At 42.4% G+C, this 15,784-nt stretch carries 12 protein-coding genes; all 12 read right to left on the reverse strand.

Annotation, left to right across the window (positions count from 1 at the left end):
• Positions 1 to 10: 10 nt before the first annotated feature.
• Entirely contained in the window at positions 11 to 904 is an 894-nt protein-coding gene (locus FEK29_RS11855) for a polysaccharide deacetylase family protein (RefSeq protein ID WP_138258644.1), read from the reverse strand.
• Positions 905 to 1,912: a GNAT family N-acetyltransferase gene (locus tag FEK29_RS11860; RefSeq protein ID WP_138258645.1), complete on the reverse strand. Its 1,008-nt coding sequence runs from the start codon at positions 1,910 to 1,912 to the stop codon at positions 905 to 907. It lies immediately after the preceding gene.
• A 27-nt stretch (positions 1,913 to 1,939) separates the two neighbouring features.
• Positions 1,940 to 2,917 (reverse strand): GNAT family N-acetyltransferase, encoded by a 978-nt coding sequence (locus FEK29_RS11865; protein WP_138258646.1) that lies wholly within the window; start codon positions 2,915 to 2,917, stop codon positions 1,940 to 1,942.
• A complete protein-coding gene (locus FEK29_RS11870) occupies positions 2,914 to 3,636 on the reverse strand; it encodes a WecB/TagA/CpsF family glycosyltransferase (protein WP_240042742.1) in 723 nt (240 codons plus the stop codon). Before FEK29_RS11870 ends, FEK29_RS11865 begins: the two co-directional genes overlap by 4 nt.
• The gene (gene asnB / locus FEK29_RS11875) at positions 3,623 to 5,467 is read right to left on the reverse strand and encodes an asparagine synthase (glutamine-hydrolyzing) (protein ID WP_138258648.1); all 1,845 of its coding nucleotides are present in this window, start codon (positions 5,465 to 5,467) and stop codon (positions 3,623 to 3,625) included. Before asnB ends, FEK29_RS11870 begins: the two co-directional genes overlap by 14 nt.
• A gap of 207 nt (positions 5,468 to 5,674) precedes the next feature.
• Positions 5,675 to 6,853 (reverse strand): hypothetical protein, encoded by a 1,179-nt coding sequence (locus tag FEK29_RS11880; protein WP_138258649.1) that lies wholly within the window; start codon positions 6,851 to 6,853, stop codon positions 5,675 to 5,677.
• A gap of 15 nt (positions 6,854 to 6,868) precedes the next feature.
• The gene (locus FEK29_RS11885) at positions 6,869 to 7,939 is read right to left on the reverse strand and encodes a glycosyltransferase family 4 protein (protein ID WP_138258650.1); all 1,071 of its coding nucleotides are present in this window, start codon (positions 7,937 to 7,939) and stop codon (positions 6,869 to 6,871) included.
• A gap of 25 nt (positions 7,940 to 7,964) precedes the next feature.
• Entirely contained in the window at positions 7,965 to 9,206 is a 1,242-nt protein-coding gene (locus FEK29_RS11890; protein ID WP_138258651.1) for an O-antigen ligase family protein, read from the reverse strand.
• A gap of 22 nt (positions 9,207 to 9,228) precedes the next feature.
• Positions 9,229 to 10,740: an O-antigen translocase gene (locus FEK29_RS11895; protein ID WP_205123418.1), complete on the reverse strand. Its 1,512-nt coding sequence runs from the start codon at positions 10,738 to 10,740 to the stop codon at positions 9,229 to 9,231.
• A gap of 70 nt (positions 10,741 to 10,810) precedes the next feature.
• Positions 10,811 to 12,145: an MraY family glycosyltransferase gene (locus FEK29_RS11900; protein ID WP_161595352.1), complete on the reverse strand. Its 1,335-nt coding sequence runs from the start codon at positions 12,143 to 12,145 to the stop codon at positions 10,811 to 10,813.
• An 18-nt stretch (positions 12,146 to 12,163) separates the two neighbouring features.
• On the reverse strand, positions 12,164 to 12,310 hold the full coding sequence (locus FEK29_RS17965) for a hypothetical protein (RefSeq protein WP_161595353.1): 147 nt from the start codon (positions 12,308 to 12,310) through the stop codon (positions 12,164 to 12,166).
• Between the two features lie 255 nt (positions 12,311 to 12,565).
• Positions 12,566 to 15,784, reverse strand: a 3,219-nt coding sequence (locus tag FEK29_RS11905) for a T9SS type A sorting domain-containing protein (protein WP_138258653.1), incomplete at its 5' end; no start/stop codon positions are given.

Here is a 15,784-nt window from a genome sequence, read left to right on the forward strand (position 1 = left end):
ATAGTCCTTTTTAGGCCCTTGTTGACAAAAGGGAGACGCACTCTTGTTCCGCCGCTTCCAATTCCACAGTGGCTACCCTGGCCCAATCTATTTGCCTTATCGCGGTATCCAGGTCCACAAATTCAAAGTCCTGGATCCATCGCTCCAATTTTGACTTGCAATTTTTAAGGCCGACATAAGACTTGAATTTCCTGAATGGAGAAAGACCCTGTAGAATGGGCTGTCCATGATCAAAATCCCTTGGGTGGAAATAGGTCATTATGTAATCCGAATTTTTACTGAATTGCTTGATAAACGGATATGGAAATAACCTAAAATATCCTCCACCCGAAAAGATAAGTTGCCGACCCATTACAGGGTGCGTATTAATAGGGAATTCCTTTAACTCCACACCGTTGTATCTAAGTAGGGAAGGTTTACTTGTCCCGTATTCGGATAGTCCACCATGACCTCTCTTGGCAGCAAACACGGAGGAATCGACCGTGATACCCAATTCATATAAAACCTCAAATGCCCACTTATTGCTTTCAGTAATGGAAAAACCGGGAGCTCTGAATGCGCGGACTTTTTTCCCGGTACAATCCTCCAGGGTCTTTATGGATTTTTCTACGTCCTTTTTAAAAGTCTTTCTATCCTGTTCGTAGGCCAATTGATGTAAATGGGTATGACTACCAATTTCATATCCCTTTGAGGCAATTTCACGCACCACCTCAGGGAATTTTTCTGCTATCCAACCCACAACAAAAAATGTTGCGCTCAGGTTTCCCGTATGTAATATATCATGGATGGTTTCCATATTTTGATGGATCCGCGCTTCAAAATTGGCCCATTCCTTAGGGGTTTTTGTATACGGATTGTCCAAAATATGATACCACTCTTCAATGTCAAAAGTCAGAATATTCATCTAGTAAACGTATTTTGAAATATAGTGCCCAAAAAATACCGAAGTTTTTAAAGGCTGTAATTTCCAGATTTTTGTTAGAAATGTCATTTCCTTCAGAGATGCTCCCACAGGCTCCGAATAATTATAATAAATGGGAAGCTCCAAGGGGTTCCACTGTTTTTTAAATCGATGGTTGTTGCTCTCCTTCGTAGACCTACCAAAAGAGAAGTAGTCATACTTTCCAATGGAGTTTTTCATCATTTCCCAACAGATCAGGGCATGTAGATTGTGTTTGTCATAGGCACAGTCCGTGGCAGACCAGCAGATTTCATTAAAATTCAGGTAGGACAAGGAAAACCCCGCAGCAATCACCTTATCGCCATTATTAAGTACGGTAATCCCCGCCTCACCAAATTGATAGTATTCCAAGAGGTTTTTGTAAAAAATCTTACCTATGGTAGGAGACCCAAATTTCAACATCTTTTTACTGTACAAATCATAAAAATCATCCAACAGTTCCAAGCCGCCTACCCTGACCGAAAAATCCAGATTTGAGGCCTTCCGAAGCTTTTGGCGCAGTTTGGGTTTGAAGGTCATTATCTGTTCCTTGACCGTAGCTTGTAGTGGTACGACACAGCTGATTTTTTTATCGAATACCTCCCCCGTCAATTTTTCAAAAGATCGAACCTCGAACTTTTTGGTAGGGAGCATCTCGGATACTTTATACTTCCTTTTAACAGTATGTTTTAAGAATGGGCCTCCATAGGAAAAATGGGGCATTGAAACCAATTTCCTCCCTATTTGAACGGTTGGAAAAAGCCCTATCACCTCACCATGTTCCTTTACTGCATAGTTAAAGGACTTATACCCAAAGCTTTTCTCCAATATTTCGCCCAAGGATGGGTTATGCGCTATGGTTACCATTTGGTGTTCCTTTTCATGTTCCAAAAAGGAATTCCAAACGTTTGTATCCTGGCACAACTCCAAAACAGCACGTTGATGAACTGTATCATTAGGGTTATTGGTCATTTTATTTTTTTTGGTTTCCATTCGACGTCAATACACATATTTGGAGATGTATTTCCCAAAAAGAACGGATGTTTTAAATGGCTGGAGCTTCCAGAGCTTCGTTAAAAACGTGAATTCCTTAATTGATTTTCCTACGGAATGGGAGTGGTTAAAAAACAGTGGCAATTCTATGGGGTTCCATTGTTTTTTAAACCTGTGGTTGGTACTATTGACCGTGGACCTTCCCATGGAAAAATAACAGTAACCATTTGCAATGGAGTCCTTAATGATATTCCAGTATAACAAAGAGTTTACATTATACCTGTCATACTTTTTGTCTGAACTTACCCAACATAGTTCATTAAAATCCTTGTAACATAGCGTTAGTCCGGCTGCCGCAACGTTCCCGTTGGAATATATTGCGGATATTTGGGCCTTGCCATGTTCATAATCCGACAAGAGGTTCCTAAAAAAATCCTTCCCCAACGGAGGAGAACCTTTTTGGAACATTCTTTTAGAATAAACTTTATAGAAATCGTCCAGCAGCTCCAAGCCTCCATGCTTCGTTTGAAAATTTCTTTTTCGAGCCTGTCTAATCTTTCTACGCGCCGATGAAGATATGTTCATAAACTGTTCTTCCGGACAATTCTTGAGTTTCACCTTGGACAGGATTTTATTGGCATAAAAATTATCCGTCACCTTCTGTAGCCCCCTGACCTCAAAACTGGTTTCGTTCAAAAGGTTGGAAACCTCTAGATTTTCCTTGGACTTGGAACAAAAAATAGGACCACCATATGAAAAATGGGGCATGGATACTAGTTTTTTACCCACCTTTACAGCGGGAAGGACACCAATGATCTGGTCATCCTTCATGATAAACATATTCTCTTCCTTGTAACCAAAGGTCTTGGCTAAAATGCGTCCTAAGGAAGGGTTGTGGGCAATGGTAACAAGCTGTCGCTCCTTCTCCTCCTCGAGGAAACCGTTCCAAGCCTTAAGATCGGATGCTTTTGCGAGATGTATCATAGCCTGTTCAATATTAAATTCATAAAAAAGGGCAATACCCTAATATCTCTCATTACACGCTTCTTGGGTTCTTTCATGGTCCTGTAAACACCCTCGAGGCCATTTTTGATCCACCATTCCGGTGCCCTGTGAACTTTGCCGGTAAAAACATCAAAACTTCCGCCTAGTCCTTGATAGACAGCAGCATGTAGCTTCGCCATCTCTTCCATCAAAAGCTCCTGTCTGGGGCTGCCCATGGCCACAAAGACCACATCGGGGCGTTTTAAAGCAATTTCTTCCAATAGGTCTTCCTTTTCTTTTTGATCCTTTAGAAAACCGTTACGGTATCCTACTAGGTTCATATTGGGATACCGTGTTTTTAAAAGCTCCACCGTTTTGTTGATAACCGCATCTTCCCCCCCCATGAGAAAAAAACTCTTGCTGTCATGGTATTTGGCCACAATATCCAACCAGAGCTCACATCCCGGAATTTTCTGGACATTTTTATGTCCCTTTCTATTGAGGGCCCAAACAGCACCTACGCCATCAGGATACCCCACATTCCTGTTGATAATTTCCTTTGAAAGGTCCGTGGCATGATGGATTTTTTCGGCATTTACGGCAACCAGAATATTTTTGTTTTCAAAAACATATTCCAGTAGTTCTTCGCGTGAATTGGGAACAGCGGTCTTGACCCCGTTCAACATTTCCCAAACCATATTTTTTTCAGTTAGTGTCATTAGAATCAAACCAATAATAAATGCCCAACAAAAGAAAAATCTGTTTCTCTTTGTTGAAACCAGAGGTATGAGCATTTAAAATTTGGTCTACATATTTTAAATTAAAAACCTTTGCGAACGAAGATGTTGTATCTAGCAGCAACCCTTTCAAGAGGTCCATTTCTTCCCTAAACCATGTATTGGTTGGGGACTGGAAGCCTTTTTTCTTCCTATTTATAATCTTTTTGGGCAAGAATTTTTCCGCGAATGCCTTATGGATCAATTTTCCCTCCCTGTAGTTGACTTTCCGTTCCAATGGAAGTGATTCCATGAAACGAACCAATTCCAAATCCAACATGGGAACCCTGCATTCCAACGCAAAATTCATCGTTATTTTATCCGTATAGTTCAATAGGTCGTCAGACAGGTTGAGTCGGGTGTCCAAAGCCATCAATTTTTCAGCGGGATGTATACGGGATTTACAGTCCAACCTATCATAAAAATGACCGATCAAACCTTCACTGAGATGATCATCCTCACCTATCAATCGTGCTATTTCTTCCTTCTCGAAAATTTCATAGACTGATAAAAACCGTTCCATTTCAATCGAAATTTCCATAGTTTTTGCGCCTCTGATCCATTGATCGTTCTTGGTTCCCAAGAATTGAAATGTAGGTTTCAATACAGACCTTATCGGGGAAGGCAAATGTTCTCTAATGATTTCAGAGCGATACCGGGTATAGCCTCCCAAAGGCTCATCGGCACCTTGCCCGGTCAATACGACCTTTACATGTGAGGAGGCCAATTTGGCCAAATAGTACATAGGAATCATGGAAGTGGTTGCCAAGGGTTCCTCCACGATGCGGGAGCACTCCTTTATCAATCCTAGAAAATCGTGGAATGATATTTTTTCAACATGATGTTCCAGGCCAAGAAGATCTGCAGTTTCCTTGGCGTCCGCTATTTCGTCCTCATCAAATTCTCCTTCAAAACCAATGGTAAAGGCCTTTAAGGTGCCCTGATAATGCTTTTTTGCCAGGGCCGCGATCAAGGCACTATCTATGCCCCCGCTTAGCAATACCCCTACTTCAACATCGGATAGCAATTGTCTTTTTACGGCCGCTTCAAGGTTTGCTCCATAATTATCAACCAATTCCTTTTTACCGCCTTTTATGGTTTTGGGCAATTGGGAAGCATAAAAATGGGATTCATGGGTGATTTTGGCATCGGAAATATCCCAAGTAATACTATGACCGGAAGGGACTTTTTGAACGTTTTTAAAAAGTGTCCTAGGAGCGGCATTGTATCGCAATCTCAACAAACTGGCTAGTGCCTGTCCGTCGAGTTCGTTCTCATTCAGGAGTGCCTGAATCGGTCTAATTTCAGATGAAAAAACAAGTCCGTTGTCACTATGGGAATAATACAAAGGTTTTACACCAAAGGGATCCCGGGCTAAAACCATTCGCTTCTTCGCCTTATCCGCAAAGGCAAAGGCAAATATTCCATTAAGGTCCGCAATGCCTTGCTCTCCAAAATGAATGAGAAAATACAACAGGGTTTCACTGTCCGAATGCCCCTTAAATTCGAAATTTTTGGGTAACCGTTGTCTTAATTCTTGATGATTATAAATTTCACCGTTAAAAATGAGGACATAATTTCCACAAGGGGAAACCATGGGCTGATGCCCTGCTGGACTCAAATCGACTATAGAGAGCCTGCGATGTCCAAAATGCACTTCGTGTTCGCCACTATGGAACCTTTCGATACCAAAATCGTCCGGACCCCTATGTGCGATCAAAGCGAGGATATCCTCCGAAAAGGGTATGTTTACCGATCCTAAAATTCCGCACATATAGCTAGTTTGTTAGTGTTTTCATGCAAAAGTTACCAAGGACAAAGAAAATCCATCGTAACTGCAATAACATAAAAACACGATTAAACACCATAAGCGATGGACAAAATGAAAATGGACAAAAAATAACCGTTTCAAAAAAAGGAATGCCGCTAGACGAACGACGTTTATTCACTACAAAATGAACATCATCGGGACTCTAAAGTTTTATTTTTGAAAAAGATGGAATGCGGAAAGCGCATATAAATAGGGCATTTTGGCCCAGCGTAAGGTGTTTTTGTTTTTCCGGAAATGGAACATATCAATGACCGAATAAATGTCTTCTCCCTTCCCAAACTTTACATCTATGGCACTTGCCAGTTTCTGGGCAAAATCAAGATCCCTCAATAGCACGGCCAAATGTAAAAACTCCGCATTGTCGTACAAATCGTATTTTATAATGGACGGTTTGTTGCTAAGGCTGAATCTCTTGAAAAGTCCATCCTTAGATGCGTAAAAATGAAGCTTTAAATAATCATAGCCCATGTTTGTGGTTTTCTTCACATCGTTTAAGGGTACAATTTGATGCGTTTTATGGATATTCTTAAGCACGAAACAGCTATGGAAACAATCTATAAAGGAATCTTCATCCTCGGGCGAATACAACCATGAACCATCGTTTCGCTGCCTGTTTTGAATAAAGGCGTACAACTTGCCAATTTTTTCCTTGATAGCATCTTCTTTATCGGTGAAATAGCCTAAAAAAATAGCATAGGCGTACATGGTGTAGGAAACCGCATTGGTGACCAGTCTGTCCTTGGACGGGCCGTAGGAGGTGGCCATTTCGGTATCGTCTTCATAAAGGACCTTTATGTCGTTTTCATAAAAATCAAATATGCTTTTTATGTGCCGTATATAGCTCGTATCCTTGGTTATTTGCACATACGTATGTATCGCTTCCAGGGCATAGGGGGTGTGGGTACTGAACGGCGTGTTCTCATTGTAGTCCAAACCCTCGCCGGCGGCCCATTTAAAGCCTAATCCCCAACAGAGTCCGGCATAGCCTGTACAGGTGTTCTCAAGTAGCCAGTCCAAATGCAATTTGGCACCCTGCAACAATTCTTCTTTATTTTCTCTTTTATAGAGATTCAAAAGTGTAAGTGCCGCCATGGCCCTTGCGGTTGGGTATTCCCTTCTTTTGTATCCGAGCCGGGTATTGTTGTTTAGGAAATGGTCAAAGAACGTTACACCGGCCGCGGGAAGTATTCCCAAATACTTGTTTTTATTGAACAAAGACTTTACCTGAATGCCCAAATCGGTCATCCATATATCGTACGGGTCGTAACATGACAGATCATCCTTCATGCAAACCGATGCTATCCGCTTTAAATTTTTGTCTTCATTCATAGGATTATGAGGGAATTAAGGACGCCCGATAATACTTTTAAAAGATTCGGCCAAGCGATGGGCGACCTTGTCCGCCGTGAGATAATTGAGGGCATACCCATGATTATTAGTGCCGATTGTGACCATCCTTTCGGTATCTGAAATCAAATCTTTCAGCCGATGGACCATATCCTCCTTCTTCTCCAAATCCACAAAATAGCCCATCTCCTTATCCTTAAAAAAATATTTCAGTCCGCCAACAGCCGTCGTAATTACGGGCATTCCAAAGGCCATTGCTTCCAAAACCGATGTGGGCAGCCCCTCCGTGTAACTGGGCAAGCAATACACATGGGATTTCATCAATAGGTCCCTTTTTTTATCTCCTTCCACATGTCCTAGCAGTACAATATCAGCATCGTTCTTGGTTTCATTGGCTACCAACTCCATTTCCGCACCGTCCCCGGCAATAAAAAGTTCGATGTTGGGGAACGACAACCGGAGCTTTCTAAAGGCATCGATCGTTTCGTAAATACCTTTCTCCTTTACCAATCTGGACATGAACAGTATTCGAAGTTTTCCTGAATTTCTAATATGTTCATTTTTGTCCTTGATAGAAAAACCGGTAATCAGCCCACGTTCAATGGTCGTGGTCGCTATCGATATTTTGCCGGTATAGCCCCATTCCCGGAGTTTGGTTTCAAAATCCTTGGAGAGGACGAAAATCTGTTCGGCTTTAGCGAATGAACCCTTAAAAAAACCTACATAGCTCTTGGTTACCTTCCTTTCAAAATCCAGGTCCCAGCCATGAAAAAAGACCACAAACTTCCTGTTCCATACGGCCAACTGTTTGGCGAACAATCCGTCCCTAAAGAAACTACGTCCTCCTAGGGAAGGGTTGAGTACCACCAAATCTACCTTCTTAAGGGAACCCATAAGTTTCCATTGATCCAAAAATGGACCTAGGGGGTTTTTGCCATGCCCTCCTATTTCCAAAGGTGTAACTTTCAAATCCTTTTTTAGGTGAAACTCGGGCAAGAGGGCATTCCAAAAGGAACTTACCCCTCCCGGAGTTTTAAGGTTTGGTACGGTCACAAGAATCTTTGCCATGGGTGGTCAATAACATTTAAGGGATTTAATGCGCGGTGGCAGGTATATATGATTTTTCCATATTCCTCTTTTTTCTTAGAACGCTCACTTTTTTAAACATCATGTCCTCAAACTCCAGTTTTACGTAGACAAGTACCATAAAGACATCCAGCTCAAACCACATTCCCCCTTGGGTCAGCATCAAGGACAGGTACAGAAAATATACGGACAATGCCAAGCGATACGAAGGTCTATTCTTTCTTTTCCAGATAAATTTAAAGAGTGAAATAAGGTATCCGAAGAAAAAAACGATTCCCAAAACCCCATTCTGGCCCAATTGGGTAAAAAACTCGTTATGGGCGTACACGCGTATCCCGGTCGCCTCCTTTATCTTGTCTACCAAGGCATCGAAGCCAAAACCAAAGAGCATTTCAGAAAGGTTTCCACTGTACCATAATTCAACTGCCGTTTGCCAAAAAATGAGTCGGCCAGAGCCTGCTGCGGTCTGTTTACCGTTTCGTATGTCAAAAATCCGGTTGTAAAATGTCTCGTTGGTTTCCAAAAGATAAAAGAATCCAACGCCCAATACCGCAACGGCGAGGGTCGCCGTAGCGATTTGCTTTATGGAGAATTTCTTGGGAAGAAACAAGAAAACGAGCCCAATGGCCAACATGGCATATCCCGTTCTAACATAGGTCAAGTAAACCAGGTAAATACCAAATGCGACGATGGCGTAATTCAATTTCGTATACTTGATGATACTCGATTTTGCCTTTAAAAAGGCGATCATTATCAAAACTGCGGTGGTGGTAGTAATGGCGGCACCGTGCGTATTTTGGAACATACCTGAAAAAGTACCGAAGCTTTCATAGTCTACCGTATCCTTTGCCTTGGTTTCCAAAATGCCCAAAATAAAGGGAATCCCGGACAAAATCACGAACTGGGCAAAACCTAAAAGAATCTTGTCCAAATTCCTAAGGTCCTTTATCTTGATCATAGCATATTCGAACATGAGCGGAAACATCATGTATCGGACAAAATCGATGATGCTGGCAAAATAGCTTACTGAAAAGTTTGCCGTCACCAGGTTTTTTCCGGCCCTGGCGTAGGACCATTTTAAGAAATTCGGTTTTCTCCGATTACGGATGATCAAAACCTGCCAAACCAAAAAAAGAAAAAGGGGAATCTTCCAGAATTGGGAAAACGTGGTTGGGCCCACAGGTACAGGTCCTAAATAGATCAGAACGAACAAAACCCCATAAAGTGCCAGTTTTTTAATATCGCTCATTGTAATTAGTTCTGCCGATTCCTTATTTCTTACCAAAAAACCCCGAAATGAGTTGCCTTAGCCCTAGTCGTTTGTCCAGTTCCACAAGGGAAAAATACCCGGACAAAAGGATAAGAAGGACGCCCAAGATATACATCCAAAGTGTATTCAACATAGTAATACCGACCAAGCACAGCACTCCAAAGATGAATTGCAAACCAAAAATCCTTGAGAATCCCTTTTGGAAGGAAAACCGATATTTTCTACTGGCTATAAAATAAACCTGCCCTAGGTAAACCATGTACGACACCAAAAAGGAAATTCCCAAACCTTCCAGCCCCCAATAATGATAACCTAGGATGTTGAATAGCAAGAGATAGAGATTGGAAATCAACTCGTTCCAAAAGAACAGTTTACTTTTTCCCTTCGCAATAAATATAAAGCCTATCACCCATGCGGGAACCTTAAAGAAGAGTCCTAAAAAGGCCCAATAAATCATTACGTTGGCTGCCAGGAATTCTGAAGAATACAGAATGATAATGACCCAATCGATAAATACCATTAACCCCACCAATACCGGTGCCAAAATCAACAAGGCTATTTCGGTTTGTTGGTTAATTAGTTCATTTGCCTTTGAATTATTTAAGGCCACGGAAGCAAGCCTAGGGTAATAGTCAGTTTCCATCGCCGTAAAAAGCAATCCAACATACGTAGTTATCAGGGCAATTCCTGCATTGTAAAGCCCTACTTCCTCCACGCCTCCGGAATAATTGATAAAAACCCTTAAAATATAGGATTCGCCCAATACCATAATTCCGCTGAGGCTCAATATAAAACCCATGGTCATCATGCCCTTTCCTTCCGCCTTCAATTCTTTGAAAGGTAAAGGAACCCGTTCTTTTTTAATGCTTTTACCAAAATAAAGTGCAACGATAAAAGTTGCTAGAGCGGTTATCACCAAACCTGGCACTATCCCTTCCAGACCCAAATAGTAGTAAAAAGGTATCGACAATGCAAGGCCAATGGCGGAACCGATCATATTGGCTTTTGCCAAGTCCTTAAGTTTCCGTAATCCTTGTAAAATCACAAAATGGCCACTGGCCAATTGCTTTAGAAGTACGGTTATGGACAACCAGATAAAGGCGATGGTATATTCTGTATTTCCAAAAGCCATTTGACTCAGCCATTTCGCCCCAAAGAGTGTAATCAAGGAACCTGCAACTCCTGTTAGCCAAATTAATCGGTTAAGTGCACTTATCGTTTTGGCCAAGCGGAATTCATCATTGGAATCTTTCGCCGTGGCAATGTCCTTTACGCCACTGATTCCAAGGCCAAAATTCGTCAACGAACTGATTAATAATATTGTAGTATTGAGCAATCCCAAAATACCAACGCCGGCAGGACCTAGTAGCACCGCCATAATTTTGGATCGCAAAATAGAAATTAGGATATTAAAGACCTGTACCCCTCCAAAAATGGAGGTAGCCTTCATGATCTGTCTATAACTGCTTCCTTTTTGCTTTTCTACTTTATTAAGTTCTATGGATTTTTCCAACGCCTGCGTTTTATATTGACCGGCTCACGGAGCAATTTCTATTTGGTTTTATATGGCTAATGCCCTTCTATTAAAGGACACTGTCCTTATCCAATGCCTTGTCCTTTCTGTTCCTCAATTTTCCCTTTAACGAATTAAAGGTTTTGGTTCTGTCCTTCATAAATTCCTTCCCAATGGATTGACCCTTTATTTTATTGGGCATATCATTCAAATCGGATTTGAAAGTTTTGCTTTGGTCCGATGCAACCGAATCCTTTAAAGAAGCGACATCATGGGCATCACTTCCATTTACAAGTACCGAAACGTTTAATTGGGTACCATTTTTGATATCAAACACTTTCAAAAATGGTAGTAAATAAACACATGCACCAAACAACACCAATGCTACCAAATGAATATGAATGTTCAGTTGCATCGTTAGGAACGCAAAGGCGATTAGCAATGAATTAGCGATTACCAAGGTAAACGTGGCCCTTTTATGCGACAATCCCAACCGTAAAAGCCGATGATGTATATGGTTGGAATCGGCACTAAAGGGACTCCTTCCCTCGCGAATCCGTATTGCAAAGACCCGCAAAAGGTCAAACAGTGGATACGAAAGTATGGCCAACAAAATTACGGGGGAATTAGTAAAGTTATTGGTTGTTCCTATTTCCATATTGAGGTTTAGAAAATAAATACCTTGATAGGCCAAAAGGAACCCGGTTAAAAGAGATCCACAATCTCCCATGAAAATCTTTTTGTCCCTCGATAGATTATACTTTAAGAAGCCCAAGACCGACCCCACGAATATGGTAGCTACCAAAGACATCAGATAATTGCCTTTGATGGAAAAAAGTACGCCGAATGTAATGCTTCCAAGTATGGAAAGTGAACCTGCAAGACCATCAATACCATCCACAAGGTTAAAGGCGTTGATGACCAACATGAAAACAAAAATCGAAAATAACACGGAGGCAACGTAAGGCAACTCGTTTATCCCAAAAATACCTCCAAAATGCAATATCCTAATATCCGTAAGCACCACTACGTTTAAGACGGCAATCAACTGGCCAAGCAATTTCTTTTTAGGCGCCATTCCGGTCAAGTCATCCTTGATTCCCAAAAAGACCAAAATTATGGACGAGCCCATGATTGCCAGAAGTTTCGCTAAATCCGTAGGAACAAGATCGGTCAAAATTCCAAATACGATCATTGAAAGCGAAAAGGCCAAAAATATACCCAATCCACCCAAGTTTGGGGTTTTGGAAACGTGCATCTTTCGATGATCGGGATCATCCATCAAACCCTTTAATTTCGATACATTTATTATTACTGGATATAGATAAATACTAGTAGATAAAAAGAAAGCGGCAAAACCGGCAATCAAGGAAAGGTAAAAATAATTGGATAAAAAGTCTATCATACTATTGGGCATTCCTTTCTAATTTTCGTAACCATGATGGACATTTACTTTCTCATTGGCATTTACTCCCCAAATGGGCGCACCATTTTGCATAAATTCCTCTCTAGGGAGGTAATTCCAATAATAGTTCAAGGTGGAAAGAAGTTGGGTCAGTTTGGTTTTCAAGTTTATTTGTGGGATAAAAGTAAAGGGAAAGTAAATGTTTCAGAACAATAATCGTTATTATACCGTGTTCATCGGCAATCCGCTAAGCCCCATTTATAAAGGGATGTTCGACAAGAGGTATTGTAATCTTCATCTTACAAGCCCAAGTTGAAAACTAGCAATTGGAGGTGCCCCACCGTTATTCTAAGAAGTGTTGAAATGAAAAAAGCCCTTTAGGATTAATCCTAAAGGGCTTTTGGTCAAGTATTGATTTAATTACCTTTTTATGAATTTTTTTATCATATTGTTTGAACTGCCTCCGTTAGCCCTTATAATATAGACACCTGATTCTAAACTCCTAACGTCAATTTGTTGTAAGTTCCAAGAATTACCAGGAACACTTTTGACCAACTTACCAGAAATATCATAAAGGTCAAATCTGATTATACCTGAGGCCTTTGGAACCTCCAGGTTTAAGATTTCAACCGTAGGATTAGGCCATAACTCCATTTGAAAAGTTCGTGCCGTTGTTAGCATATATGGGTTCACCATTCCAAATGTTGGTCCCTCCAAGTTACCACTGAACGAACTAAACGTATAGGGATTTGAGTCTAAATCATAGGCCATACCGTCAGTATGGTCATTAATAGCATACCATGCATTTGTATTACTGTCTCTAAAAACCAACATAGGTTCAGCACCTGTAAACTTGAAGTCATCACCTCCCAGTTGTGTGCCAAATAAGAAATTTTCATCGCCTGTTGCGTCAGGAACGCCTATCGCATCCAAAACATTACCAAGATTTGAAATATCTGAATCCAATTGGCCGTCGTTATCACTATCAAAATCGTCAATACCATCTTGATAGTTATCGGTAAGGATTAACGTAAAACTTGGATTCTCAACATCAGGAATCGAAACAGTTAAAAGCCCATTTGCATCAAAGGTCCCAGAAATTTGCTCTACATCATTGACCCCTCCGGAGGCGTTTCCAGAATCAGAATCCAGGATTACTATCCATCCTGCAAACGGTTGACCGGCAGGGCCTTTTAGTTCAATCATTTGTGTCGATGGATCGTTACCTGATGGATTTGGCTGAAATTCATTGATTAGTACCGTAAAAGGAACTGCTTCAAGAACGTTGACTACATCTGTCGCAGAATTGTAACAACCATTACCATTTGTATAGATATAGGTCAATGTATGTTCCCCAAGTCCCGCAGCCACTGGGTCAAAAGTATAGGTGCCATCCCCATTATCGGTTACTCCAGGTCCGCTGTAAGTCCCCCCATCCGGGCTACCCCCAGAAAGGTTGTATTGAATACCTGCATCTATACGTATTTCTCCAAAGGCGACAAACTCAACCGTTGGCAATATAACATCTTCATCGATGTCACCATCGCCATCATTGTCTACACCATCGCACTCCTCAACATCGCATCCATCAGGAGTTCCGTCTCCGTCAGAATCTAGGGTATCGTCAAAACCTTCACATTTGTCCAAACAATCCACAACGCCATCGCCATCCGTATCCAGTGATACCCCATTGGCATCAACGTTGTCCGGACAAGGTGAATCCATTTCTTGATCATCGCAATCAACGATACCATCACCGTCTGTGTCAACGGTATCGTCACAGTCGTCCATACAATCAGGGGTCCCATCTCCATCAGAATCAAGGTTGTCATCGTACCCGGGACATTTGTCCGAACAATCCGGCACGCCGTCCTGATCGGAATCCAAATTATCATCACAATCATCGAAGCAATCTGCAATACCGTCCATATCGGCATCGAAGCCCTCATCCACTTTGCCATCACCGTCATTATCAAGACCATCACACTCCTCAACATCGCAGGTATCGGGCACCCCGTCCCCATCGGTATCCTTGGTGTCATCCCCATTGGGACATATATCAAAACAATCCGGTACACCGTCCTGGTCGGAATCAAGTCTATCATCGCAATCATCGAAGCAATCTGCAATACCGTCCCCATCAGCATCAAATCCCTCATCCACTTTGCCATCGCCATCGTTATCCACACCATCACATATTTCTTGTCCAGGTTGGGTTATGGTAATGCTGCATTGCGAGGTCGCCCCCTTGGCATCGGTGATGGTGACCGTATGCATGCCTGCCGTTAGCGAACGGTTGGTCGCTTCCGTGGACCCATCATCCCATTTGAAGGTAAAAGGCCTGTACCCTCCATTGCCGCTCACTCGCGCGGCACCGTCCTGTCCGCCATATTCCGATACATTCTGTATCAGGTTCACCCAACAATAGAGTTCCTTGGCTATATCTATATAGGACATGGATTCACAACCATTAGCGTCCGTAACGGTAACCGAATGCATGCCATAGGTCAAGGTGGTGGCCGTTTGGGTGGTCTCACCATTGTCCCAATAGTAGGTATAAGGTGCCGTTCCACCATAAGGCGTTACCGTGGCAACACCGTCCTCCGTCAAGTGGTCTGTAGTAAGCTTAACCTGCTCCACATCACTTGTAAACTTGTCACACACACTTCCCGTAGGCTCCATTATGGTGATACTGCACTGCGAGGTCGCCCCCTTGGCATCCGTAATGGTCACAGTATGTATACCTGCCGTTAACGAGCGGTTGGTCGCTTCGGTGGTTCCGTCATCCCACTGGAACGTAAAGGGCCTGTACCCGCCATTACCGCTCACTCGAGCGGCACCATCCTTACCGCCATACTCCGATACATTCTGTATCAGGTTCACCCAACAATAGAGTTCCTTGGCTATATCTATTTGACACATCGTTGAGCAACCGTTGGCATCCGTAATGGTAACGGAATGCATCCCATAGGTCAAGGTAGTGGCCGTTTGGGTGGTCTCCCCGTTGTCCCATAAATAGGTGAATGGTGCCATACCGCCATAAGGCGTTACCGTTGCCACACCGTCCTTGGTAAGGTGATCTGTCGTAAGCTTATCCTGGACAATGCTACAACTCATTTCCTGCCATGAACCAATGCTGAAAATTGTAGAACCCGACTCACAACCACTTTTTATATCTTTTACAGTCACCGAATAGGCAGTATCCAATAAGAAGCCTGTTACGGAACCACTTCCATCAACTATGGGTCCTGTAGGTAGGAAAGTATATTCCAAACCTGTCATATAATTAATTATTCTAGCAGATCCTTTCGTATCGCATGTAGCATTTTCTATTTTAAACTCGGGATTTTCAGGTAATTGATTAACCTCTATGGTAAGCTTCGCCTCGTTGGCGCACTCCCCGTCATCGGGGGTAAAGGTGTACTCCGTCGTCTGGGTGTTGTCAAGCGCGGGGCTCCACGTACCCGTGATCCCGTTGGTGGAGGTCGTCGGCAGGGCCGATAGGTCATCCCCCTCGCAGATCGGACCGACGGCATCGAAGGTGGGGTCAACCTTGGCGGTGACCTCTATGGTAAGCTTCGCCTCGTTGGCGCACTCCCCGTCATCGGGGGTAAAGGTGTACTCCGTCGTCTGGGTGTT

Source organism: Maribacter aurantiacus (assembly GCF_005780245.1).
In the GTDB taxonomy this organism is placed as follows: domain Bacteria; phylum Bacteroidota; class Bacteroidia; order Flavobacteriales; family Flavobacteriaceae; genus Maribacter; species Maribacter flavus.